The organism is Kineococcus arenarius subsp. arenarius, assembly GCF_050871845.1.
Taxonomy (GTDB): domain Bacteria; phylum Actinomycetota; class Actinomycetes; order Actinomycetales; family Kineococcaceae; genus Kineococcus.
Genome location: NZ_JBJLSE010000001.1, coordinates 12,750 through 34,758 on the forward strand (window position 1 = coordinate 12,750; position 22,009 = coordinate 34,758).

Genomic DNA, 22,009 nt, shown 5'->3' on the forward strand with positions numbered 1-22,009 from the left:
CCGGCTGCACCCGACGTGACGCAGGCCATAGGGTCGTACCGTCGCCGCGGCGCTGCGGCTGGCGCAGCAATGACGATCACGCAGAGCTGACGCGCCCGGGCCCGCCCGGTGCGTCGAGGAGGAGAGCGCATGACCACCAAGGTCGGCATCAACGGCTTCGGCCGCATCGGCCGCAACTTCTTCCGCGCCGCACTGGCCTCCGGTGCGGACATCGAGGTCGTGGCCGTCAACGACCTCACCGACGCCAAGGCGCTGGCGCACCTGCTCAAGCACGACTCCGTCCTGGGCAAGCTGGCCGAGGAGGTGCGCGTCGAGGGCGACTCCATCGTGGTGGGGTCCCGCTCGGTGAAGGTCCTGGCCGAGCGCGACCCGGGCAAGCTGCCCTGGGGCGAGCTGGGCGTGGACGTCGTCATCGAGTCCACCGGCTTCTTCACCGACGGCGAGAAGGCCAAGGCTCACGTGACGGCCGGCGCCAAGAAGGTCGTCATCTCCGCGCCCGCCAAGAACGACGACGTCACCGTCGTCATGGGCGTCAACGACGGCGACTACGACGCCGCCAAGCACACGATCATCTCCAACGCCTCGTGCACCACCAACTGCCTGGCGCCGCTGGCGAAGGTCCTCAACGACGCCTTCGGCATCGAGCGCGGCCTGATGACGACGGTGCACGCCTACACCGCCGACCAGAACCTGCAGGACGGCCCGCACAAGGACCTGCGCCGCGCCCGCGCCGCCGCCCTGAACATCGTGCCGACCAGCACCGGTGCGGCCAAGGCGATCGGCCTGGTGCTGCCCGAGCTGAAGGGCAAGCTGGACGGCTACGCGCTGCGCGTGCCGGTCCCGACCGGCTCGGCCACCGACCTCACCGTGACCCTGAGCCGCGAGGTCAGCGCCGAGGAGGTCGACGCCGCCTACCGCGCCGCCGCCGACGGCCCGCTGAAGGGCTACCTCGTGTACTCCGACGAGGAGCTGGTCTCCAGCGACATCGTCACCGACCCCGCCTCCTGCATCTACGACTCGGGCCTGACCAAGGTCATGGGCGACCAGGTGAAGGTCGTCGGCTGGTACGACAACGAGTGGGGCTACTCCAACCGCCTCGTCGACCTCGTCAAGCTGGTCGGCAGCTCCCTCTGAGCACCGCCACCGGCCCGGGGCAGCGCGCCCCGGGCCGGTGAGGGCTGCCCGCCCGCACCCGCCCGACGCCCCCAGGCCCCCGGAGGAACCGTGAAGACCATCGACGACCTCGAGCGCGAGCTCGGCGGCCTGCGCGGCCGGCGGGTGCTGGTGCGCAGCGACCTCAACGTGCCGCTGGACCACTCCGGCGACGCCCCCCGCATCACCGACGACGGTCGCGTGCGCGCCTCGGTGCCCACGCTGCGCCGCCTGCTGGACGCCGGCGCCCGCGTCGTCGTCACGGCCCACCTGGGCCGGCCGAAGGGGGCCCCGGAGGCGAAGTACTCCCTGGCCCCCGTGCACGCCCGCCTGGCGGAGCTGCTGGACGGCGTGGACGTCTCCTTCTGCCCGGTGACCGTCGGCGACGAGGCCGCCGCGGCCGTCGGGTCGCTGGCCGACGGTTCCCTGGTGCTGCTGGAGAACGTGCGCTTCAACGCCGCCGAGACCAGCAAGGACGACGCCGAGCGCGGCGCCTTCGCCGACTCCCTCGCCGCCCTGGCCGACGCCTACGTCTCCGACGGCTTCGGCGCCGTGCACCGCAAGCACGCCAGCGTCTACGACGTCGCCCAGCGCCTGCCGCACGCCGCCGGCGGCCTGGTCGCCACCGAGGTCGAGGTGCTGCGCCGGCTGACCACGTCCCCCGAGCGCCCCTACGCCGTGGTGCTCGGCGGCTCGAAGGTCTCCGACAAGCTCGGCGTCATCGACAACCTCCTCGGCTCCCTGCTGGCCCCCGGCGACCGGCTCCTGGTCGGTGGCGGCATGGTCTTCACGTTCCTGAGGGCCGCCGGCCACGAGGTCGGCAAGTCCCTGCTGGAGGAGGACCAGCTCGAGACCGTGCGCTCCTACCTGCGCACCGCGCAGGACAAGGGCGTCGAGGTGGTGCTGCCCAGCGACGTGGTCGCCGCCACCGCCTTCGCCGCCGACGCCGACCACGCCGTCGTCGCGGCCGACGCGATCCCCGCCGACCGCATCGGCCTGGACATCGGGCCGAACTCCGCCGACGCGTTCGCCGCGAAGCTCGCCGACGCGCGCACCGTGTTCTGGAACGGGCCGATGGGCGTGTTCGAGATGGAGCCGTACGCGGGCGGCACCCGCACCGTCGCCCAGGCCCTGGCCGACTCGCAGGCGTTCAGCGTCGTCGGCGGCGGCGACTCCGCGGCGGCCGTGCGCACCCTCGGGTTCGCCGACTCCCAGTTCGGCCACATCTCCACCGGTGGCGGCGCCAGCCTGGAGTTCCTGGAGGGCAAGCACCTGCCGGGCCTGGACGTCCTCGAGGACTGACGACGGACCGACCACCCCGACCCAGCCCGCCCCCGACCCACGGACGGACCCCATGAGCCGCACCCCCCTGATCGCCGGGAACTGGAAGATGGTCCTGGACCACCAGCAGGGCACCCTGCTGGTGCAGAAGCTGGACTGGACGCTCAAGGACGCCAAGCACGACCACTCGGCCGTCGAGGTCGCCGTGCTGCCCTCGCACACGTCCCTGCGCACGATCCAGACCCTCATCGAGGGCGACCAGCTGGCGATCAAGCTCGGTGCCCAGGACGTCTCCGCGCACGAGTCCGGCGCCTACACCGGTGAGGTCTCCGCGGCGCAGCTGGCCAAGCTGGGCGTCACGTACGTCGCGGTGGGCCACTCCGAGCGCCGCCAGTACCACGGTGAGGACGACGCCACCGTGCGCGCCAAGACCGCCAAGGCCCTCGAGCACGGGCTGGTGCCGATCGTGTGCGTCGGGGAGGCCCTGCAGGTGCGCAAGGCCGGTGAGCACGTCGCGTTCACCGTCGGGCAGGTCACTGCGGCGCTGGAGGGCCTGCGCGCCGGGCAGGTGGCCGGGCTCGTGCTGGCCTACGAGCCGGTGTGGGCCATCGGCACCGGTGAGGTCGCCACCCCCGAGGACGCCCAGGAGGTCTGCGAGGCGGTGCGCACCGCGGTGGCCGGTCAGTTCGACGCGGAGACCGCGCAGGCCGTGCGCATCCTGTACGGCGGCAGCGTCAAGCCCGCCAGCATCGCCTCGATCATGCGGCAGCCGGACGTGGACGGCGCCCTGGTGGGTGGCGCCAGCACCGACGCCGGCGACTTCGCCGCCATCGTCCGCTACCGCGACCACCCCGCCTGACGACCCGCCCGGCCCCGGCCGGGGCACGCCGACGGCGTCCTGGTCGACCTGACCGCGGCGCCGATGGCCTACTCTGGTCCAGCCCCGACCCGGTCGGCCCGCTGCGCGGGCGACCACGAGATGAAGGATCCGCGTGTCCGTCCTCCGCATCGTGCTGCAGGTCCTGCTGGCGCTGTCCAGCCTCTTCCTGACGCTGCTGATCCTCATGCACAAGGGCAAGGGCGGGGGGCTGTCGGACATGTTCGGCGGCGGTGTCACCACCAGCCTGTCGGGGTCCAGCATGGCCGAGCGCAACCTCAACCGCTTCACGGTCGGGATCGCCCTGCTGTGGTTCGTGTCCATCGTGCTGCTCGGCCTGGTGCAGCGCTTCGCCGACGACTTCTGAGCAACAGAGCACCACACCGCGAGCAGCGGACGAGGGGAGACGTTCAACGTGGCAGGTGGCAACGCCATCAGGGGCAGCAGGGTCGGCGCCGGCCCCATGGGGGAGGCCGAGCGCGGGGACACCGCCCCTCGCGTCCGCATCTCCTACTGGTGCGCCAACGGGCACGAGACGCGGCCCAGCTTCGCCGAGGAGTCTGGCGTGGAGCCGCCGGAGACGTGGGACTGCCCGCGCTGCGGGTTCCCCGCCGGCACGGACCGCGCCAACCCGCCGGCGCCGCCCCGCAACGAGCCGTACAAGACGCACCTGGCGTACGTGAAGGAACGCCGCAGCGACGCCGACGGTGAGGCCATCCTCAACGAGGCCCTGGAAGGTCTGCGCGCTCGCGGTCTCATCCGCTGAGGGCCCCTGGGCGGTTCCGTCACCGGCACCGCCGTGAGCACGACCGAAGGCCCCGACCGTCGCGGTCGGGGCCTTCGGTCGTGCTCGGTGAGCGGTCAGCGGGGCAGGTCCGCGGCGGCAGCGTCGTCCACGAGCCACAGCGTCGCCTCGGTGCCGCGCACGCCGGCCGCGGGAGTGGTGCTCACGTCCTCCCCGGCGACGCCGCGGGCCACCGCACCGGCCTTCTCCGCACCGGAGGCGACCACCCACACCTGCCGGGCGCGGGCCAGCGCCCCGAAGGTGAAGGACAGCCGCACGGGCGGCGGCTTCGGCGACTGCCGCACCCCGATGACGCTGGACTCGTCGCGCGCCAGACCGGGGTGGTGCGGGAAGAGGGAGGCGACGTGACCGTCGGGCCCCATCCCCAGCAGCAGCACGTCGAACGCGGGGACCTCCGCGCCACCGGCCAGCGAGGCCAGTTCCGCGGCGTAGCGGGCGGCCGCGGCGTCCGGGTCGTCGCCGTCCGGGCCGTCGGAGGCGGGCGGTTCGTGCACCGTGGCCGGGTCCAGGTCCAGCGCGTCCAGCAGGGCGCGGCGGGCCTGGGTGGCGTTGCGCTCCGGGTCCCCCGCCGGCAGGAAGCGCTCGTCGCTCCACCACAGGTGCACCCGGCGCCAGTCCACGGCGTCACGGGCGGGGGAGGCGGCGACGGCCTCGAGGGTCTTGCCGCCGATCGTCCCGCCGGTCAGGGAGACGTGCGCGACGCCCCGCTGGGCCAGGGCGTCGGTGACGGCCGTCAGCAGCCGCCCGGCCGTGGCGTGCGCGAGCGCCTCCGGCGTGGGGTGGACGACGACGAGGGGGTGCGCGCTCACGCCGAAGCCCCGCGGGTCGTGCGCCCGGCGGTCCCGCCGGCCGCGGCCCGCTTCGCCGGTGCCGCCTTCTTCGCGGCCGCGCCCCTGCCGGCCGCCGTCCGCTTCGCCGCGGCGGTCTTCTCCGCCGGTGCCGTCCCGCGCTCCGAGGCGTTCTCGGAGTGCACGTCGTTCGGCACCGCGGTGCCGCCGACGCGCTGGGTGGGCTCGGCGGGCTGGGCCCGCTTCATCGCCCGGGACACGCGCGCGGACTCCACCTCCGCGGCAGCCTGCTCGCGCGCGGTCTCCGACGGCGGGCGCAGCCGCCCCTGCGCCTGCGCGGCGCGGACCGTGACGACCTTGGAGCCGACCTTCGGCAGCCCGTCCCGCAGCACCTCGCCGTAGACCTCGTCCGGGTCCAGGCGGCGCAGCTCCTCCGACAGGCAGTCCTTGACGGGCCGGCGGGCCAGGGCCATCCGCCGGTCCGGCTGACCCGGCTGCGTCAGCGTCGCCACGTTCTGGTCCGGGCGCACCAGTTCCACGGGGCCCGAGGTGCGCTCCAGGCGCACGCTCTGCACGCCGGTGCCCTTCTTCGTGCGCGCCCGCAGCACCGGCGCCTTCAGCTTCACGGCCAGCCACGCCGCCAGCAGTTCGGTGCTCGGGCTGTCCGGCGCCCCGGCCACCGTGATGGAGGTGACCCGCTCGAAGGGCGGCTGGTCCAGCGCCGCGGCCAGCAGCGCCCGCCAGTTCGTCAGGCGCGTCCACGCCAGGTCGGTGTCCCCGGCGCGGTAGGTGGCCCGGCGCTGCTCCAGGGCCTTGCGCGGGTCGCGGGCCTCGGCGGAGTCGGTGATCCGGCGCTGCGCGATGCGCCCGATGGGATCGCTCGCGAGGTCCTCCGGCGCCGCTCCCGGCCACCACGCCACGATCGGCGCGTCCGGCAGCAGGAGCGAGACGACCGTGGTCTGGCCGTGCTCGACCAGCGGGCCGTACGCGCGCAGCACCACGACCTCGCTGGCCCCGGCGTCCCCGCCGACGCGGATCTGGGCGTCCAGGCGTGCCGCGCCGCGCTTGTTGCCGCGCGCGAGCACGAGCACCCGGCACGGGTGCTCGCGGCTGGCCTCGTTGGCCGCGGCGATCGCGTCCTCGGCGTGCGCGTCGTCGGTGACGACGACGAGCGTGAGCACCCGGCCGAGCGCGACCGCGCCCCCGGAGTCGCGCAGGTCGACCAGGGCCTTGTTGATGGCGCTGGTGGACGTGCTGGGCAGGTCGATGATCACTTCGTCCGCTCCCCGTCGAGGTGCTGTCCGGTCGTGGGGCCCGCCGCCCGGGCAGCGGGCGTCACGGCCGCCGCCACGAGCGGCCGGTGCGCTCGAGCATGGCCGTGGCCGAGGCCGGTCCCCACGTCCCCGACGCGTACGGCTCGGGCTTGCCGTTGCGGGCCCAGAAATCGATGATCGGGTCGAGGATCTTCCAGGAGAGCTCGACCTCCTCGTGCCGGGGGAACAGCGGCGGGTCGCCGAGCAGCACGTCCAGGATGAGCCGCTCGTACGCCTCGGGGCTGGACTCGGTGAAGGCGTGGCCGTACCCGAAGTCCATGGTGACGTCGCGCACCTCCATCGCGGTGCCCGGCACCTTGGAGCCGAACCGCAGGGTGACGCCCTCGTCGGGCTGCACCCGGATCACCAGGGCGTTCTGCCCCAGCTCCTCGGTGGCCGTGTGCTCGAAGGGCAGGTGCGGCGCCCGCTTGAAGACGACCGCGATCTCCGTGACCCGGCGGCCCATGCGCTTGCCGGCGCGCAGGTAGAACGGCACGCCCGCCCAGCGGCGGGTGTCGATCTCCAGCTCGATCGCGGCGAACGTCTCGGTCGTGGAGTCCGCGGGGATGCCCTCCTCGTCCAGGTACCCCTTGACGTGCTCGGAGCCCTGCCACCCGGCGGAGTACTGCCCGCGCGCGGTGGAGCGGGCCAGGTCCTTCGGCAACCGCACCGCGGAGAGGACCTTCGCCTTCTCCGCGCGCAGCTCGGCGGCCTCGAAGGACACCGGCTCCTCCATGGCCGTCAGGGCCAGCAGCTGCAGCAGGTGGTTCTGGATGACGTCGCGGGCCGCGCCGATGCCGTCGTAGTAGCCGGCCCGGCCACCGATGCCGATGTCCTCGGCCATCGTGATCTGCACGTGGTCGACGTGGTTGGCGTTCCACAGCGGCTCGAACATCTGGTTGGCGAACCGCAGGGCCAGGAGGTTCTGGACCGTCTCCTTGCCGAGGTAGTGGTCGATGCGGAACACCGAGTCGGCGGGGAAGACGTCCTCGACGACGGTGTTCAGCTCTCGCGCGGACTTCAGGTCGTGCCCGAACGGCTTCTCGATGACCACGCGGCGCCACTGGTCGCCGTGCTGGGCGCTCAGCCCGCTGCGCGCCAGCTGCTTGGCCACGACCGGGAAGAACCGCGGCGGGATCGACATGTAGAACGCGTGGTTGCCACCGGTGCCGCGCACGCGGTCCAGGTCGGCCACCGTGGCGGCCAGCTGGTCGAAGGCCTCGTCGTCGTCGAACTCGCCGGGCACGAACCGGAAGCCCTCGGCCAGCTGCGCCCACACCGACTCGCGGAAGGGCGTGCGGGCGTGCTGGCGCACGGAGTCGTACACGATCTTGCCGAAGTCCTGGTCCACCCAGTCGCGGCGGGCGAACCCGGTGAGGGCGAACCCCGGCGGGAGCAGCCCGCGGTTGGCGAGGTCGTAGATCGCCGGCATCAGCTTCTTGCGGGCCAGGTCGCCGGTGACTCCGAACATGACCATCCCGCACGGCCCGGCGATCCGCGGCAGGCGGCGGTCGCGGGGGTCGCGCAGCGGGTTCGAGCCCGCCGGGGTGGGGCTCACTTGCCCTCGACCTGGGTCTTCACGCGCTCCAGCTCGTCGGTGACCGTCTGCAGCAGCTCGCCCCAGCTCTTCTCGAACTTGTCCACGCCCTCGCGCTCGAGCAGGTCCACCACCTCGGTGTAGGACACGCCCAGGCGCTCCAGGTCGTCGAGCACGGCCTGCGACTCGCCGTAGGAGCCGCGGATCGTGTCGCCGGTGACCTCGGCGTGGTCGACCGTGGCGTCCAGCGTCTTGCCGGGCATCGTGTTGACGGTGTTCGGCGCCACGAGCTCGGTCACGTACAGGGTGTCCGGCAGGTTCGGGTCCTTCACGCCCGTGGAGGCCCACAGCGGCCGCTGCGCCTTGGCACCGGCCTCCTTCAGGACCTGCCAGCGCGGGGTGCCGAAGACCTCCTCGTAGGCCTGGTAGGCCAGGCGGGCGTTGGCCAGGCCGGCCTTGGAACGCAGGGCCTTCGCCTCGTCGGTGCCGATGGCGTCCAGGCGCTTGTCCACCTCGGAGTCCACGCGGGAGACGAAGAACGAGGCGACCGACTCGATCTTGGAGATGTCCAGGCCCTTCTGCTGGGCCTGCTCCAGACCGGTCAGGAACGCCTGCATGACGGCGCGGTAGCGGTCCAGGGAGAAGATCAGCGTGACGTTGACGCTGATGCCCTCGCTGATGGCCGTGGTGATCGCACCCAGGCCCTCCACGGTGGCCGGGATCTTGATGTAGAGGTTGGGGCGGTCCACGGCCGCCCACAGCTGGCGGGCGGAGGTCTCGGTGGCCGCGGTGTCGTGCGCCATGCGCGGGTCCACCTCCAGGGAGACCCGGCCGTCCAGCCCGTCGGTGCGGTCGAACACCGGCCGCAGGACGTCGCAGGCGCGGCGCACGTCCTCGGTGGTGATCTGGAACACCGCCTCCTCGGTGTCGGCACCGGCGGCGACGAGCTCCTTGACCTGCTCGGTGTAGGCGTCGCCCTTGGCCAGCGCCGTGGCGAAGATCGTCGGGTTGGACGTCACGCCCAGCACGCCCAGGTCGACCAGGCGCTGCAGCTCACCGGAGTCGGTCAGCTCGCGCGAGAGGTCGTCCAGCCACACCGACACGCCGTGCTGGCGCAGGGCCTCGAGGTTCTTGTTGCTCACGGTGGTTCTCCGTTCCGTTCGTCCACTGCGGGCGCCGGGACGGGCGCCCTCGCTGCTGGCGCCCGCCCCGCAGGGCGGGACGCCGGTGCCCCGCGGGGCCGCCCGGTGGGCGGCCCCGCGGGGGAGGGGTCACTGCAGACCGGCCAGGCTCTCCTTGGCGGCGGTCGCGACGACCTCGTCCGTAAGGCCGAACTCCCGGTACAGGTCCTGGTAGTCCGCCGAGGCGCCGAAGTGCTCGATGCTCACCACGCGGCCGGCGTCGCCGACCAGGTCGTGCCAGCCCTGGGCGATGGCGGCCTCGACCGACACGCGCGCCTTGACCTGCGGCAGCAGGACGGTGTCGCGGTACGACTGGGGCTGCTCGTCGAACCACTCGCGGCACGGCATCGACACCACGCGGGTGGGGATGCCGGCCTCCTCGAGCTTCTCGCGGGCGGCCACGGCGATCTGCACCTCCGAGCCGGTGCCCATGAGGATCACCTGCGGCGTCGCCGCGGAGGCCTCCACCAGGACGTACCCGCCCTTGGCGACGCCCTCGGCCGCGCCCCAGCCGGGCTGGGAGCGGTCGAAGGTCGGCAGGTTCTGGCGCGAGAGGGCCAGGCCCGCCGGGCGGTCGGTGTGCTCGAGGATCGTGCGCCACGCCCACGCGGTCTCGTTGGCGTCGGCCGGGCGGACGACGTCCAGACCCGGGATGGCGCGCAGCGAGGCGAGGTGCTCGATCGGCTGGTGCGTCGGGCCGTCCTCGCCCAGGCCGATGGAGTCGTGCGTCCACACGTACGTCACCGGCAGCTTCATGATCGCGGCCAGGCGCACCGACGGGCGCATGTAGTCGCTGAAGACCAGGAAGGTGCCGCCGTAGGGGCGGGTGCCCCCGTGCAGGGCGATGCCGTTGAGGATCGCGCCCATCGCGTGCTCGCGGATGCCGAAGTGCAGGGTGCGCCCGTACGGGTTGCCGTCCCACGTCTTCGTCGTGCGGCTGGCCGGCAGGAACGACGGCTCGCCCTTCATGCTGGTCAGGTTGGACTCGGCCAGGTCGGCCGAGCCGCCCCACAGCTCCGGCAGCACCGGGGCCAGGGCGTTGAGCACCTCGCCGGACGCCTTGCGCGAGGCGATGGCCTTGCCGGGCTCGAAGACGGGCAGCGCCTGCTCCCAGCCGGCCGGCAGGGTGCGGGTGCTCACGCGGTCGAACAGCTCGGCGCGTTCACCGGCGACCTTGCGCCACGCGTCCATCGAACCCTGCCACTGCTCGCGCAGCGCCTTGCCGCGCTCGCGGGCGGCGCGGGTGTGGGCGATGACGTCCTCGGGCACCTCGAAGGTCTGCTCGGGGTCGAAGCCGAGGACCTCCTTGGTGGCGCGGACCTCGTCCTCGCCGAGGGCCGAGCCGTGCGACTTGCCGGTGTTCTGCAGGTTCGGGGCGGGGTAGGCGATCGTGGTGCGCAGGACGATCATCGACGGCTTGGTGGTCTCCGCCTTCGCCGCCTGCAGCGCGTCCCACAGGCCCTGCACGTCCTCGGTGTAGGGGCCCTCGCCGCCGTTGGTCCAGTCGAGGGTCTGGACGTGCCAGCCGTAGGCCTCGTAGCGCTTGCCGGTGTCCTCGGCCAGCGAGATCGCGGTGTCGTCCTCGATCGAGATGTGGTTCGCGTCGTAGATCGCGATGAGGTTGCCGAGCTCCTGCACGCCCGCGATGGCCGAGGCCTCCGCGGACACACCCTCCTGGATGTCGCCGTCGGAGGCGAGCACGTACACGAAGTGGTCGAACGGGCTGGTGCCCGCCGGGGCCTCGGGGTCGAACAGGCCCCGCTCGCGGCGCGCGGCCATCGCCATGCCGACCGCCGAGGAGATGCCCTGGCCCAGCGGGCCGGTGGTCATCTCCACGCCCGCGGTGTGGCCGTGCTCGGGGTGACCCGGCGTCTTGCTGCCCCACTTGCGCAGCGCCTTCAGGTCGTCCAGCTCCAGGCCGTAGCCGGCCAGGTACAGCTGGATGTAGAGGGTGAGGCTGGAGTGCCCGCAGGACAGCACGAAGCGGTCGCGCCCCGTCCAGTCCGGGGCGGCCGGGTCGTGCTGCATCAGCTTCTGGAACAGCGTGTAGGCGACGGGGGCCAGGCTCATCGCCGTGCCGGGGTGCCCGTTGCCCGCGCGCTGCACGGCGTCCATCGCCAGGACGCGGACGGTGTCGACCGCCTTGCGATCGAGGTCGCTCCACTCGAGGCTCTGCTGGCTCACGTGTCTCCTCCCGTGCGAACCAGCTGACCGTCCAGCGCCGCCGGGGCGGTGGGGGAACCGGCCGTGGTCCGCTCTCTGTCTGCGTCTTCGTCCCCGGCGCCGTCACCGGTCCCCGGCGCGGACCGGCGACGCGGCCCGCAGGGCTGCGCCGGGACCCGGTCCGCCCGCGGTCGTCGTCAGTGGTGCCGGCCGAGGGCCACCGCCAGGAGCGGCGACGGACGGTCCGGCGGATCACTGCGTGTCGAGCCTACTCTCAGCTCGGCGTGGCGCAGCTCACGGCCGGTCGGCGGCCCCCGCCGCGCCACGACGCGCCCCGGACAACGACACGACGTAATAGAGGCGTAGCATCGCCGGTGCCCGCTGCCGCCTCGCCCAGAGGATCCTGTGACTGTCGTCGACCCGCGTCCCTCCGACGCCCCCGCGCACTCGCGGCCCCTGGTGGGGCGCCGGCGCCGGGCCCGCCGGGGACCCAGCCGATTCCCGCGCGCCGCGGCCTACCTCGCACTGACGAAGCCGCGCATCATCGAGCTGCTGCTCATCACGACGATCCCCGTCATGGTCTTCGCGGCCGGCGGGCTCCCGCCCCTGGGCCTGGTGCTCGCCACGTTCGTCGGCGGCGCCTTCGCCGCCGGGTGCGCCAACACCCTCAACTGCTACTTCGACCGCGACATCGACGCGGTCATGAAGCGGACCTCCAACCGCCCCCTGGTCACCGGGGCGGTGACCCCGCGGCAGGCGCTGGTCTTCGCCGCGGCGCTCGGCCTGACCTCGGTCGCGCTCTTCGTGACCTTCGTCAACGTGCTCTCGGCCGTGCTGGCCGTGGCCGCCATCGCGCTGTACATCCTGGGCTACACGCTCCTGCTCAAGCGGCGCACCTCCCAGAACATCGTCTGGGGCGGCGTGGCCGGCTGCATGCAGGTCCTCATCGGCTGGACGGCGGTGACCGGCAGCCTGGACTGGGCGCCGTTCGTCCTCTTCGGCGTCATCTTCCTGTGGACGCCCCCGCACTACTGGCCCCTGTCGGTGCGCTACCGCGAGGACTACGCCAACGCCGGGGTGCCCATGCTGCCCGTGGTGGCCCGCCCCACGACCGTCTCCCGGCAGATCGTCGCCTACACCGTGGCGATGGTGCTCTGCTCGCTGCTGCTCGTCCCCGTGGGCGGTGCCGGTGTGCTCTACGGCGTCGCGGCCCTGCTGCTCGGTGGCGGTTTCCTGGCCCAGACGATCGCCCTGCACGGGCGCGCGCGCCGCTTCGAGCAGGAGACCGGTGGCCGCGACGCCGGCACCGCCGAGCAGCTCAAGCGCATCAGCCCCATGGGCGTCTTCCACGGCTCCATCACGTACCTGACGCTGCTGTCGCTCGCCGTGGCGGTGGACCCGTTCCTGCGGGTCGCCTGGCCCTTCTGACACCTCTCGCGCACGAGCCCCCGTCGACCCCGGTCGGCGGGGGCTCCTTCGCGTCCGGTGCGGGTGGTGCGGCGCGTGGTCGGGTTGGTGCGGGTGGCGGCGGGTGCTGCGGCCGGCTCTCCGCCCGCTGCCGGGTGCACCACCTCACCGAGGGTGAGCTGGGCGGGCTCCGGACGCCGACCTCCGCACCCGCCGCCACCCGGACGCGCGCTGCGGTGGCCGCGTGGCCCGGCCGCCTCGTGGGACCTCGCCGAGGGTCGCGACCCGCCCGGTGGCCGCGAGGCGTCGGGGACCGGTGCTCAGGTGCGGCTGGAGGGTGGTGGGGTGGTCCGTTCGGCGGGCGTCCGGAGCCCGCCCTCCGCGCGGCGGCGAGGTGGTGTGCGGGAGCAGCGGGCGGAGAGCCCGACGGGCGGACCACCCCACCACCCGGGCGCAGACCCGGCCACGCGACCGCCCCCGGAGGGGGCGCCGGGATCAGGCGGTGGCTGCTGCGACGGCCGGGGAGAGCGCCTCGCGCGGGGCCGTCAGCGCACACAGCAGGCGGACGTGGAAGACCACCAGGGCGCAGGCGCCGGCCATGTGCACGGCCACGAGGACCCAGGGCAGGTCGGTGAAGTACTGCACGTACCCCACCGCGGCCTGGGCGAGCGTCACGAGCAGCAGCTGCCAGGCGGCGCGGACGGCGGGGCGCGGGGCGGACGTGGCGCGCAGCGCCACCAGCACGCCCACGAGGAGCCCCGTGTAGGCCATGACGAGGTCGGCGTGCAGCCAGCTCACCGACTGCGGGTCCAGGCCGAAGCGGGCGGGCTCGTCGGCGTCGCCGGAGTGGGGGCCCGAGCCGGTGACGACGGTGCCGACGACCACGACGGCGTAGAGCACGGCGGCGGCCAGCCAGGCGGCACCGCGCACCTCGCGGCGCACGGCGGGCACCCGGGGGCCGGGCGCCTCCAGGCCGCGGCGCCACAGGACGGTGGAGGCCGTCACCAGCAGCACCGAGACCAGGAAGTGCGTCATCACGACGCCGGGGTGCAGGTCCGTGTGCACGGTGATGCCGCCGATGACGGCCTGCGCGAGGATCCCGAAGAGCAGCAGCCCCACGTACGGCAGCAGGTCGCGGCGCCGGTTGCGCCACACCACCACGAGGCAGGCGAGCGCCAGCAGGCCCACCAGGCCGGTGAGGGTGCGGTTGCCGAACTCGATCCACTTGTGGAAGCCCTCCTCCTGCACCACCACCGGGGTGTAGGAGCCGGGCACGCACTCGGGCCAGGTGGGGCAGCCCAGGCCGGAACCGGTCAGGCGGACCACGCCGCCGGTGACGACGATGAGGCACTCGCCGAGGACGTTCAGCAGCAGCACCAGGGCGCCCCAGGTGCCGAGCGCGCGCGCGGGCGCGCCGGGCCGGGTGTCCACGCCTGCGGGGGCGGAGATCAGTCCCACGTGCTCACTACTCCCAGGAGAACCATCGGGCGGACGCGGCGACGGCTGCGGCCGTCCACGCGAGGAGGACGAGCAGTGGGCCGGCGGCCACGGCGTGCTCGGTGAGGGCGCCGCGCAGCGCGGCCCCCAGGGCCCCGGAGGGCAGCGCGGAGGTCAGGGCCGGCACGGGCGAGGGCAGCACGAGGCCGCCCCCGGCCAGCAGCAGCACCCACACGAAGTTGGCGGCCGCGAGGGTCGCCTCGGCGCGCACGGTGCCGGCCAGCAGCAGCGCCAGGGCCGTGAAGGCCGTGCAGCCCAGGACGAGGGCGGGCAGTGCGGCCAGCAGGCCCAGGGGGTCGGGCCGCCACCCGCAGGCGGCGGCCACGGCGCACAGGACGACGAGCTGCACCGCCACCAGCAGGGCCACGGCGCCGGCCTTGCCGGCCAGCAGGCCGCCGCGGCCGAGGGGGCTGGTCGCCAGCAGGCGCAGCACGCCGTTGCGGCGGTCGAAGCCGGTGGCGATGGCCTGGCCGGTGAACGCGGTGGAGACCACGGCCACGGCCAGCACCCCGGCCAGGGCCAGGGAGGGGCGGTCGCCGTCCCCGAGGTCCACGGCGGTGGTGCGCACCGCGGCCACCAGGACGATCACGGGCAGCACGAGGGTCAGCAGCAGCTGCTCGCCGTTGCGCAGGGCGATGCGCGCCTCCAGCCCGGCCTGGCGCAGCGTGCGGCGCCACAGCGGGGCGGCGGTGCCGCGGGGGGTCAGGTCCAGGGCGGGCCCGGGGGCGGCGGTGCCGGCCGGCCCGCTGCTGCGCCCGGGGGAGGCGGCCACGCCGGCGCCGCTCACCGCAGCGTCCGGCCGGTGAGGTCGAGGAACACGTCCTCGAGGGTACGGCGGGACGCGCCCAGCCCCTGGGCGAGCACGTCGTGGGTGGCGCACCAGGACGTCACCGTGGCGGCGGTGCGCGGGTCGGCGGGCACGCCGCTGACGACGTAGCGGCCCGGTTCGGGCTCGGCCACGACGGCCCCGACGGGCAGCGCCGCCTCCAGGGAGGCGGTGGGCAGGCCGGAGGGGGCGGTGAAGGTCAGCGCCGCGGCCCCCCGGGTGAGCTCGGCGGGGGAACCCGCGGCCACGAGGCGGCCGTGGTCGACGACGACGACGTCGTCGGCGAGCCGTTCGGCCTCCTCCATCAGGTGCGTGGTGAGCAGCACGGCGACGCCGGCGTCGCGCGCCTGGCGCACCACCTCCCACACGGCGAGGCGCGCCTGCGGGTCCAGCCCGGTGCTCGGCTCGTCCAGGAAGAGCAGTTCGGGGCGGCCCACGAGGGCGCAGGCCAGCGCCAGCCGCTGGCGCTGCCCGCCGGACAGGCGCCGCACGCGCGTGCGGGCGAACGACGTCAGGCCCAGCCGTTCGGCGAGCGGTCCCACCGGCAGCGGGTCGCTGTGCAGGCCGGCCAGGTGCCGCAGCGCCTCCATCGCGCCCACCCCGGTGGGCAGCCCGCCGTCCTGCAGGACCACGCCCACCCGCGCGCGCAGGGCGGCGCCGTCGGTGGCGGGGTCCCGGCCCAGGACCCGCAGCGTGCCGGAGTCGACGCGGCGCAGGCCCTCGCAGCAGGCCACGGTCGTGGTCTTCCCGGCGCCGTTGGGACCCAGCAGCGCGGTGACGCGCCCGCGGTGCGCGGTGAAGCTCAGCCCGTCCAGGACGGTGGCGCCGCCGTAGCTCTTGCGCAGCCCGCGCGCCTCGACCGCGAGGTCCGCGGCGTCGCCCGGTGCGGGGGAGGGGGGGAGGGCCACGGGGCACGAGTCTACGAGGCGCGGTAGTAGTCCCCGGCACGCCGCCGTGGTGTCCCGCATCACCCGCCGGTGCCTCGTCCCGCCCGGTTCCCGCGCGCCCGCCCATTTAGGTAACATGGGTGTTGTGGAAATGGTGAGGGTGACCTCACCCCGGGCGACGCGCACCGGGGGTGAGCCGAGCGCCGCGGAACTGCGCACGCGCACCCGCGTGCACGCCGCCGTCGCCGAGCTGGGCCCCGTCAGCGCGGCCCGCATCGCCACCCTGCTGGGCCTGAGCGGCCCCGCGGTGCGCCGGCACCTGGACGCGATGGTCGCCGAGGGCGTCGTGGAGGCGCGCGAGCCGCGCCCCGCCCAGCGCCGCGGCCGCGGTCGGCCCGCCCGCGAGTTCGTCGTCTCCTCCGCGGGGCACGACTCCATGGCGGCCGGCTACGACGACCTCGCCCTCGCCGCGCTGAGCTACCTGGCCCAGGTGCAGGGCCCCGAGGCCGTCGCCGCCTTCGCCGAGCAGCGCTTCGCCGCGCTCGAGGCGCACCTGTCGGCCGCCGTGCCGGCCGGTGCGTCCACGTCCGAGCGCGTCGAGGCCCTGGCCGCGGCCCTCGCCGCCCAGGGCTTCTCGGCCTCGGCCCGGCCCGTGGGCGCCGGAACAGGCGCCGAGGGGACGCAGTTGTGCCAGGGGCACTGCCCCGTGCGGCGCGTCGCCGAGGCGTTCCCCGAGCTGTGCGAGGCCGAGCGCCGCGCCTTCGAGCGGGTCCTGGGCACGCGCGTGCAGCGCCTGGCCACGCTGGCCCACGGCGACCACGTGTGCACCACGCACGTGCCGCACGAGGCTCCGCGGGACCGGGCCCCGCAGGACCAGGGCCCCCGCCGGGGCCCGCACCAGACTCCCCTCGCCGTCACCACCGCGGGGAACCAGACGCCGACGGAAGGACGACGACTGTGACCGACACCGTGTCTGACACCCAGACCACCGACCTGGCGGGACCGCCGGAGCTCGAGGGCCTGGGCAAGTACCGCTACGGGTGGGCCGACTCCGACAGCGCCGGCTCCGCCGCGCGCCGCGGGCTCTCCGAGGAGGTCGTGCGCGACATCTCGGCGAAGAAGGGCGAGCCCGAGTGGATGCTGCAGATGCGCCTGAAGGCGCTGAAGCTCTTCTACCGCAAGCCCATGCCCAACTGGGGCTCGGACCTCACCGGCATCGACTTCGACAACATCAAGTACTTCGTCCGGTCGACGGAGAAGCAGGCCACCAGCTGGGACGAGCTGCCCGAGGACATCAAGAACACCTACGACCGCCTGGGCATCCCCGAGGCGGAGAAGCAGCGCCTCATCGCCGGCGTCGCCGCGCAGTACGAGTCCGAGGTCGTCTACCACCAGATCCGCGAGGACCTGGAGGAGAAGGGCGTCATCTTCGTCGACACCGACACGGGCCTGCGCGAGCACGAGGAGCTCTTCAAGGAGTACTTCGGCTCCGTCATCCCCGTCGGCGACAACAAGTTCGCCTCGCTGAACACCGCGGTGTGGTCCGGCGGCTCCTTCATCTACGTGCCCCCGGGCGTCCACGTCGACATCCCGCTGCAGGCCTACTTCCGGATCAACACCGAGAACATGGGCCAGTTCGAGCGGACGCTGATCATCGCCGACGAGGGCTCCTACGTGCACTACGTCGAGGGCTGCACCGCGCCGATCTACCAGTCCGACTCGCTGCACTCCGCGGTCGTCGAGATCGTCGTGAAGAAGAACGCCCGCGTGCGGTACACGACCATCCAGAACTGGTCGAACAACGTCTACAACCTGGTGACCAAGCGCGCCACGGCCGCCGAGGGCGCCACCATGGAGTGGATCGACGGCAACATCGGCTCCAAGGTGACGATGAAGTACCCGGCGGTCTACCTCATGGGCGAGCACGCCAAGGGCGAGACGCTGTCCATCGCGATGGCCGGCGAGGGCCAGCACCAGGACGCCGGCGCCAAGATGGTGCACGCCGCACCGCACACCGCCAGCTCGATCGTCTCCAAGTCGATCGCCCGCGGCGGCGGGCGCACCTCCTACCGCGGCCTGATCCAGGTGCTGGAGGGGGCGCACCACTCGGCCTCGACGGTGCGCTGCGACGCCCTGCTGGTCGACACCATCTCCCGCTCGGACACCTACCCCTACAACGACATCCGCGAGGACGACGTCGTCATGGGGCACGAGGCGACCGTCTCCAAGGTGAGCGACGACCAGCTCTTCTACCTCATGAGCCGCGGCATGGCCGAGGACGAGGCCATGGCCATGATCGTCCGTGGTTTCATCGAGCCCGTGGCGCGCGAGCTGCCCATGGAGTACGCGCTGGAACTGAACCGCCTGATCGAGCTGCAGATGGAAGGGGCCGTCGGCTGATGACCGCCGTCGACGAGACGAAGACCGACCCGGCGGCGGGTTCCCCCGTCAACACCGCCAGGGCGCACAGCCACGGCGCCGGCGTCGTGCCCGACGCCAGCCGCGCCGAGCGCGTGACGTCCTTCGACGTCGCCGACTTCGCGGTGCCCACCGGTCGCGAGGAGGAGTGGAAGTTCTCGCCGCTGCGCGAGTTCGCCCCCCTCTTCGAGACCGCCCCGGCCGGCTCCGCCCAGGTCGAGGTCAGCGCGCCGGACGCGGTGGCGCACCGCACCGGCACGCTGCAGGAGGTGGGCGCCGGCACGGCGTTCACCCCCGGCGACCGGGCCGCGGCCGCCGGGTGGGCCGGCACCACCGAGGCGCACCTGCTCTCCGTCCCGGCCGAGGCCGAGCTGGACGCCCCCGTGCTGGTGACGGTGCGCGGCACCGCCGGCAGCACCACCTCCGGCCACCTGGTCGTCGAGGCCGGTCACCACGCCAAGGCGCTCGTCGTCCTCGCGCACACCGGCTCCGGTGCCCACCGCGGCGGCGTGGAGGTGCGCGCCGGCGACGGCGCCGACCTGACGGTGGTGACCCTGCAGGAGTGGGACGCCGACGCCGTGCACGTCGGTCAGCACGACGTCCTGGTCGGGCGCGACGCCCGCGTGCGGCACATCGCCGTCAGCCTCGGCGGCAAGGCGGTGCGGGTGTCCACCAACGTGCGCTACGCCGCGCCCGGCGGCGACGCGCAGGCCCTGGGCGTGTACTTCGCCGACGCCGGCCAGCACCTGGAGCACCGCCTGTTCGTGGACCACGAGGCCACGAACTGCAAGAGCTACGTCGAGTACAAGGGCGCCCTGCAGGGCGACGACGCGCACGCGGTGTGGATCGGCGACGTCCTCATCCGCGCCGCCGCCGAGGGCACCGAGACCTACGAGCTCAACCGCAACCTGGTCCTCACCGACGGCGCGCGCGCCGACTCGGTGCCGAACCTGGAGATCGAGACCGGCGAGATCGTCGGGGCGGGTCACGCCTCGGCGACCGGCCGCTTCGACGACGAGCAGCTGTTCTACCTGCAGGCGCGCGGCATCCCCGAGGCGGAGGCCCGCCGCCTGGTGGTGCGCGGCTTCTTCGCCGGCATCGTCGAGCGCATCGGCGTGCCGGAGATCTCGCAGCGCCTCATGACCACGATCGAGACCGAGCTCGCCGCCACCGCCCAGGCCGGCGCGAGCAGCACCGAGGAGAACTGATGCCCACGCTGGAGATCCGCGACCTGCACGTCACGGTCGACGAGGCCGACGGCGGCACCAAGGAGATCCTCCGCGGTGTCGACCTCACCATCAACTCCGGTGAGGTGCACGCCGTCATGGGCCCGAACGGGTCCGGCAAGTCCACCCTGGCGTACTCCATCGCCGGCCACCCGAAGTACACCGTCACCGGCGGCTCGGTGACGCTGGACGGCGAGGACGTGCTGGCCATGAGCGTCGACGAGCGCGCCCGCGCCGGCCTGTTCCTGGCCATGCAGTACCCCGTCGAGGTCCCCGGCGTGACGGTGTCGAACTTCCTGCGCACCGCCAAGACCGCCATCGACGGCGAGGCGCCGAAGCTGCGCACCTGGGTCAAGGACGTCAAGCAGGCGATGGACGACCTGAAGATGGACCCGACCTTCGCCGAGCGCAACGTCAACGAGCACTTCTCCGGCGGTGAGAAGAAGCGCCACGAGATCCTGCAGATGGAGCTGCTCAAGCCGAAGTTCGCGGTCCTGGACGAGACCGACTCCGGCCTGGACGTCGACGCGCTCAAGATCGTCTCCGAGGGCGTCAACCGCGCCCTGGCGAACACCGGCCCCGGTGTCCTGCTGATCACGCACTACACGCGGATCCTGCGCTACATCAAGCCGCAGTTCGTGCACGTCTTCGTCGAGGGCCGCGTCGCCGAGCAGGGCGGCCCGGAGCTCGCCGACTCCCTCGAGGAGACCGGTTACGACCGTTTCCTCACCCGCGCCTGAGACCCCGGAGGTCGTCGTGAGCGAGACCACCACCCAGAGCACCGAGCAGCCCGCCGAGCAGCCCGCCGCCCCCGCGGCGACGGGTCCGGTCCCCGCCCCCCTGGAGGAGGTCGAGGAGGCCCTGCGCGACGTCGTGGACCCCGAGCTGGGGATCAACGTCGTCGACCTCGGCCTGATCTACGGCCTGTCCGTCTCCGAGGACAACGTGGCCACCATCGACATGACGCTCACCAGCGCGGCCTGCCCGCTGACCGACGTCATCGAGGAGCAGACCGAGCAGGCGCTCGTGGACGTGGTCGCCGGGCACCGCATCAACTGGGTGTGGATGCCGCCGTGGGGCCCGGAGAAGATCACCGACGACGGGCGCGAGCAGCTGCGGGCCCTGGGCTTCAACGTCTGAACCGCAGCACCCCCGAGCCGGGGCCGTCCGCCGCCGCGGACGGCCCCGGCTCGCGTCCGGGCCCCGCGTCCCCGGGTGCCTCGCCCCCGGGTGCCTCGGCCCCTCCGTCGTCCGGCCCGTGCTCCAGCCCGCGCGCCGCCAGCGCCTCGGCGACCGCCTCGGCGTGGGCCACGGTGCGCACCACCGCCGGCACCAGCACCGCCCGCGGGTCGCCCCGCAGGCCGCGGGCGGCGGCGGCCTCGCGCGCCTCCGCCAGCAGGCGCGCCACGACCGGCACCCCGGCCAGCGCGACGCTGAACGTCAGCGCGACGTGCTCGGGGTCCACGCCCACCCGGCGCAGCGGCCGCGCAGCGCGGGCCAGGGCGTCCAGCAGCACCGGCACCGGGGTGGTGGCGGTGAGCGCGGCCGCCGCCCACAGGCACCCCACGAGCCCGGCCAGCACCGCCGCGGCCGTCGCCGGACCGTTCGACCAGACCTGGAAGACCCCCAGCGCCAGCAGCACCCACGCCAGCGAGCGCACCTGCCCGGCGAGGTAGCGCGGCCGCAGCCCGGCGCTCAGGGCGAGCCCGGCGAGCAGGGCGGCCAGCCCCGCCAGCACGAGCGCGGCCGGTGCGGGCGCCAGCAGCCAGCGCGCCAGTCCCGTCGCCACCCCCACGGCGACCACCCCCACCAGCTTCGCGCCCGCACCGGCGCGGTGCAGCCAGGACGAGCCCGGCTGCAGGCGCCCCAGCAGCGGCGCGTCGACGACCAGGCCGCGGTGCCGCCGCACCCGCCACCTGACGCGCCGGCTCACGCGCCGGCCCGGTAGGCCGCCACGACCTGCGCGGCCGGCCCGTCGGCGACCACGCGCCCCTCGTGCAGCCACAGCGCGCGCCGCGTGCGGGCGGCCAGGTCCAGGTCGTGCGTGGCCACCACCAGCTGCGCCGGTGAGCTCAGCAGCACGTCCGCCACCCGCCGGGCGTTGCGCAGGTCCAGCAGCGTCGTCGGCTCGTCGCACGCCAGCACCGCCGGGCCGGTGGCCAGCACCGCCGTCAGCGCCAGCAGTTGGCGCTGCCCGGACGACAGCCGGCGCACCTCGCCGTCGGCGCCCTCCGCCAGCCCCTGCTCGGCCAGCAGCCGCCGCGCGTGCTCCTCCCGGTCGCGGCGCGGCACCCCGGCACGCCGCAGCGACAGGGCCACGTCCTGCACGGGGGTGGGCATGACCACCTGCGCGTCGGGGTCGGGGAAGACGAAGCCCACCCGCCGGCGCACGGCCGCCAGGGCGTGCTCGGGCTGCAGGCCGTCCACCTCGACGGTCCCCGCGGACGGCAGCACCAGGCCGTTGAGCAGGCGCAGCAGGGTGGACTTGCCGGAGCCGTTGGGCCCGACCAGGGCCACCGACGGCTCACCGAGCTGCACGCTCAGCGGGTGCAGCACCACCTTCTCCCCGGCGCGCACCGCCACCTGCGACAAGCGGATCACGGCGCGGCGCTCACCACGGCGACCGGCTCGGCACGCTGAGCCCGTGCGCG

21 protein-coding genes are annotated in these 22,009 nt (G+C 74.1%); 11 read left to right on the forward strand and 10 right to left on the reverse strand.

Annotated elements, in window-relative coordinates:
- Positions 1-129: 129 nt before the first annotated feature.
- The 5 genes from gap (at position 130) to ACRYM0_RS00075 (ending at position 4,076) form a co-directional block, all read left to right on the forward strand.
- Positions 130-1,134: a type I glyceraldehyde-3-phosphate dehydrogenase gene (gene gap / locus ACRYM0_RS00055; protein ID WP_432500865.1), complete on the forward strand. Its 1,005-nt coding sequence runs from the start codon at positions 130-132 to the stop codon at positions 1,132-1,134.
- 90 nt (positions 1,135-1,224) lie between these two features.
- Complete coding sequence (locus ACRYM0_RS00060) at positions 1,225-2,454, forward strand: phosphoglycerate kinase (RefSeq protein ID WP_432500867.1); 1,230 nt, start codon at positions 1,225-1,227, stop codon at positions 2,452-2,454.
- A 52-nt stretch (positions 2,455-2,506) separates the two neighbouring features.
- Positions 2,507-3,292, forward strand: a complete 786-nt coding sequence (gene tpiA, locus ACRYM0_RS00065) for a triose-phosphate isomerase (protein WP_432500869.1) — start codon at positions 2,507-2,509, stop codon at positions 3,290-3,292.
- A 133-nt stretch (positions 3,293-3,425) separates the two neighbouring features.
- Positions 3,426-3,677 (forward strand): preprotein translocase subunit SecG, encoded by a 252-nt coding sequence (gene secG / locus ACRYM0_RS00070; RefSeq protein WP_432500872.1) that lies wholly within the window; start codon positions 3,426-3,428, stop codon positions 3,675-3,677.
- A 48-nt stretch (positions 3,678-3,725) separates the two neighbouring features.
- Entirely contained in the window at positions 3,726-4,076 is a 351-nt protein-coding gene (locus tag ACRYM0_RS00075) for an RNA polymerase-binding protein RbpA (RefSeq protein WP_166610646.1), read from the forward strand.
- A gap of 95 nt (positions 4,077-4,171) precedes the next feature.
- On the opposite strand, the gene pgl is transcribed toward ACRYM0_RS00075, so the two are convergent.
- The 5 genes from pgl to tkt form a co-directional block, all read right to left on the reverse strand.
- On the reverse strand, positions 4,172-4,924 hold the full coding sequence (gene pgl / locus ACRYM0_RS00080; protein ID WP_432500874.1) for a 6-phosphogluconolactonase: 753 nt from the start codon (positions 4,922-4,924) through the stop codon (positions 4,172-4,174).
- A complete protein-coding gene (gene opcA / locus ACRYM0_RS00085) occupies positions 4,921-6,177 on the reverse strand; it encodes a glucose-6-phosphate dehydrogenase assembly protein OpcA (RefSeq protein ID WP_432500876.1) in 1,257 nt (418 codons plus the stop codon). The genes pgl and opcA overlap by 4 nt, the downstream gene beginning before the upstream one ends.
- A gap of 61 nt (positions 6,178-6,238) precedes the next feature.
- Positions 6,239-7,774 carry a glucose-6-phosphate dehydrogenase gene (zwf, locus tag ACRYM0_RS00090; protein ID WP_432500879.1) on the reverse strand — a complete coding sequence of 512 codons (1,536 nt, stop codon included), beginning with the start codon at positions 7,772-7,774 and terminating at the stop codon, positions 6,239-6,241.
- On the reverse strand, positions 7,771-8,895 hold the full coding sequence (gene tal / locus ACRYM0_RS00095; protein WP_432500882.1) for a transaldolase: 1,125 nt from the start codon (positions 8,893-8,895) through the stop codon (positions 7,771-7,773). Before tal ends, zwf begins: the two co-directional genes overlap by 4 nt.
- Before the next feature lie 129 nt (positions 8,896-9,024).
- Positions 9,025-11,118, reverse strand: a complete 2,094-nt coding sequence (tkt, locus tag ACRYM0_RS00100; protein ID WP_432500884.1) for a transketolase — start codon at positions 11,116-11,118, stop codon at positions 9,025-9,027.
- Between the two features lie 384 nt (positions 11,119-11,502).
- Between tkt and ACRYM0_RS00105 the strand changes: the two genes are divergently transcribed.
- A complete protein-coding gene (locus ACRYM0_RS00105) occupies positions 11,503-12,525 on the forward strand; it encodes a heme o synthase (RefSeq protein ID WP_432500887.1) in 1,023 nt (340 codons plus the stop codon).
- A gap of 474 nt (positions 12,526-12,999) precedes the next feature.
- On the opposite strand, the gene ACRYM0_RS00110 is transcribed toward ACRYM0_RS00105, so the two are convergent.
- From ACRYM0_RS00110 to ACRYM0_RS00120, 3 genes are read right to left on the reverse strand one after another with little or no spacing between them, the layout of a single operon-like run.
- Positions 13,000-13,962 (reverse strand): COX15/CtaA family protein, encoded by a 963-nt coding sequence (locus ACRYM0_RS00110; protein ID WP_432500889.1) that lies wholly within the window; start codon positions 13,960-13,962, stop codon positions 13,000-13,002.
- 7 nt (positions 13,963-13,969) lie between these two features.
- Positions 13,970-14,788: an ABC transporter permease gene (locus ACRYM0_RS00115; RefSeq protein ID WP_432500890.1), complete on the reverse strand. Its 819-nt coding sequence runs from the start codon at positions 14,786-14,788 to the stop codon at positions 13,970-13,972.
- Entirely contained in the window at positions 14,785-15,735 is a 951-nt protein-coding gene (locus ACRYM0_RS00120; protein WP_432500892.1) for an ABC transporter ATP-binding protein, read from the reverse strand. The genes ACRYM0_RS00115 and ACRYM0_RS00120 overlap by 4 nt, the downstream gene beginning before the upstream one ends.
- Before the next feature lie 130 nt (positions 15,736-15,865).
- On the opposite strand from ACRYM0_RS00120, the gene ACRYM0_RS00125 reads away from it, so the two are divergent.
- Genes ACRYM0_RS00125 through ACRYM0_RS00145 form a run of 5 tightly spaced genes read left to right on the forward strand, consistent with a single transcriptional unit; the run spans position 15,866 to position 20,498 of the window.
- On the forward strand, positions 15,866-16,675 hold the full coding sequence (locus tag ACRYM0_RS00125; protein ID WP_432501173.1) for a helix-turn-helix transcriptional regulator: 810 nt from the start codon (positions 15,866-15,868) through the stop codon (positions 16,673-16,675).
- Positions 16,676-16,683: 8 nt separating this feature from the next.
- Positions 16,684-18,114, forward strand: coding sequence for a Fe-S cluster assembly protein SufB (sufB, locus tag ACRYM0_RS00130; RefSeq protein WP_432501175.1), 1,431 nt, complete (start codon positions 16,684-16,686; stop codon positions 18,112-18,114).
- On the forward strand, positions 18,114-19,340 hold the full coding sequence (gene sufD / locus ACRYM0_RS00135) for a Fe-S cluster assembly protein SufD (protein WP_432500894.1): 1,227 nt from the start codon (positions 18,114-18,116) through the stop codon (positions 19,338-19,340). The genes sufB and sufD overlap by 1 nt, the downstream gene beginning before the upstream one ends.
- Positions 19,340-20,098: a Fe-S cluster assembly ATPase SufC gene (sufC, locus tag ACRYM0_RS00140; RefSeq protein ID WP_432500896.1), complete on the forward strand. Its 759-nt coding sequence runs from the start codon at positions 19,340-19,342 to the stop codon at positions 20,096-20,098. The genes sufD and sufC overlap by 1 nt, the downstream gene beginning before the upstream one ends.
- Positions 20,099-20,114: 16 nt before the next feature.
- Positions 20,115-20,498, forward strand: coding sequence for a metal-sulfur cluster assembly factor (locus ACRYM0_RS00145; RefSeq protein ID WP_432500899.1), 384 nt, complete (start codon positions 20,115-20,117; stop codon positions 20,496-20,498).
- On the opposite strand, the gene ACRYM0_RS00150 is transcribed toward ACRYM0_RS00145, so the two are convergent.
- Together ACRYM0_RS00150 and ACRYM0_RS00155 are read right to left on the reverse strand one after the other, a co-directional pair.
- Positions 20,488-21,291: a CbiQ family ECF transporter T component gene (locus ACRYM0_RS00150; protein WP_432500900.1), complete on the reverse strand. Its 804-nt coding sequence runs from the start codon at positions 21,289-21,291 to the stop codon at positions 20,488-20,490. The two genes, ACRYM0_RS00145 and ACRYM0_RS00150, sit on opposite strands and share 11 nt — an antisense overlap.
- The gene (locus ACRYM0_RS00155) at positions 21,288-21,959 is read right to left on the reverse strand and encodes an energy-coupling factor ABC transporter ATP-binding protein (RefSeq protein ID WP_432500902.1); all 672 of its coding nucleotides are present in this window, start codon (positions 21,957-21,959) and stop codon (positions 21,288-21,290) included. The genes ACRYM0_RS00150 and ACRYM0_RS00155 overlap by 4 nt, the downstream gene beginning before the upstream one ends.
- Positions 21,960-22,009: the final 50 nt, after the last annotated feature.

Excerpts from the sequence above, each read along its gene's own strand:
- sufD (WP_432500894.1), top strand. The coding sequence starts at position 18,114 with ATGACCGCCGTCGACGAGACGAAGACCGACCCGGCGGCGGGTTCCCCC.
- ACRYM0_RS00125 (WP_432501173.1), top strand. The coding sequence starts at position 15,866 with ATGGTGAGGGTGACCTCACCCCGGGCGACGCGCACCGGGGGTGAGCCG.
- sufC (WP_432500896.1), top strand. The coding sequence starts at position 19,340 with ATGCCCACGCTGGAGATCCGCGACCTGCACGTCACGGTCGACGAGGCC.
- gap (WP_432500865.1), top strand. The coding sequence starts at position 130 with ATGACCACCAAGGTCGGCATCAACGGCTTCGGCCGCATCGGCCGCAAC.
- tpiA (WP_432500869.1), top strand. The coding sequence starts at position 2,507 with ATGAGCCGCACCCCCCTGATCGCCGGGAACTGGAAGATGGTCCTGGAC.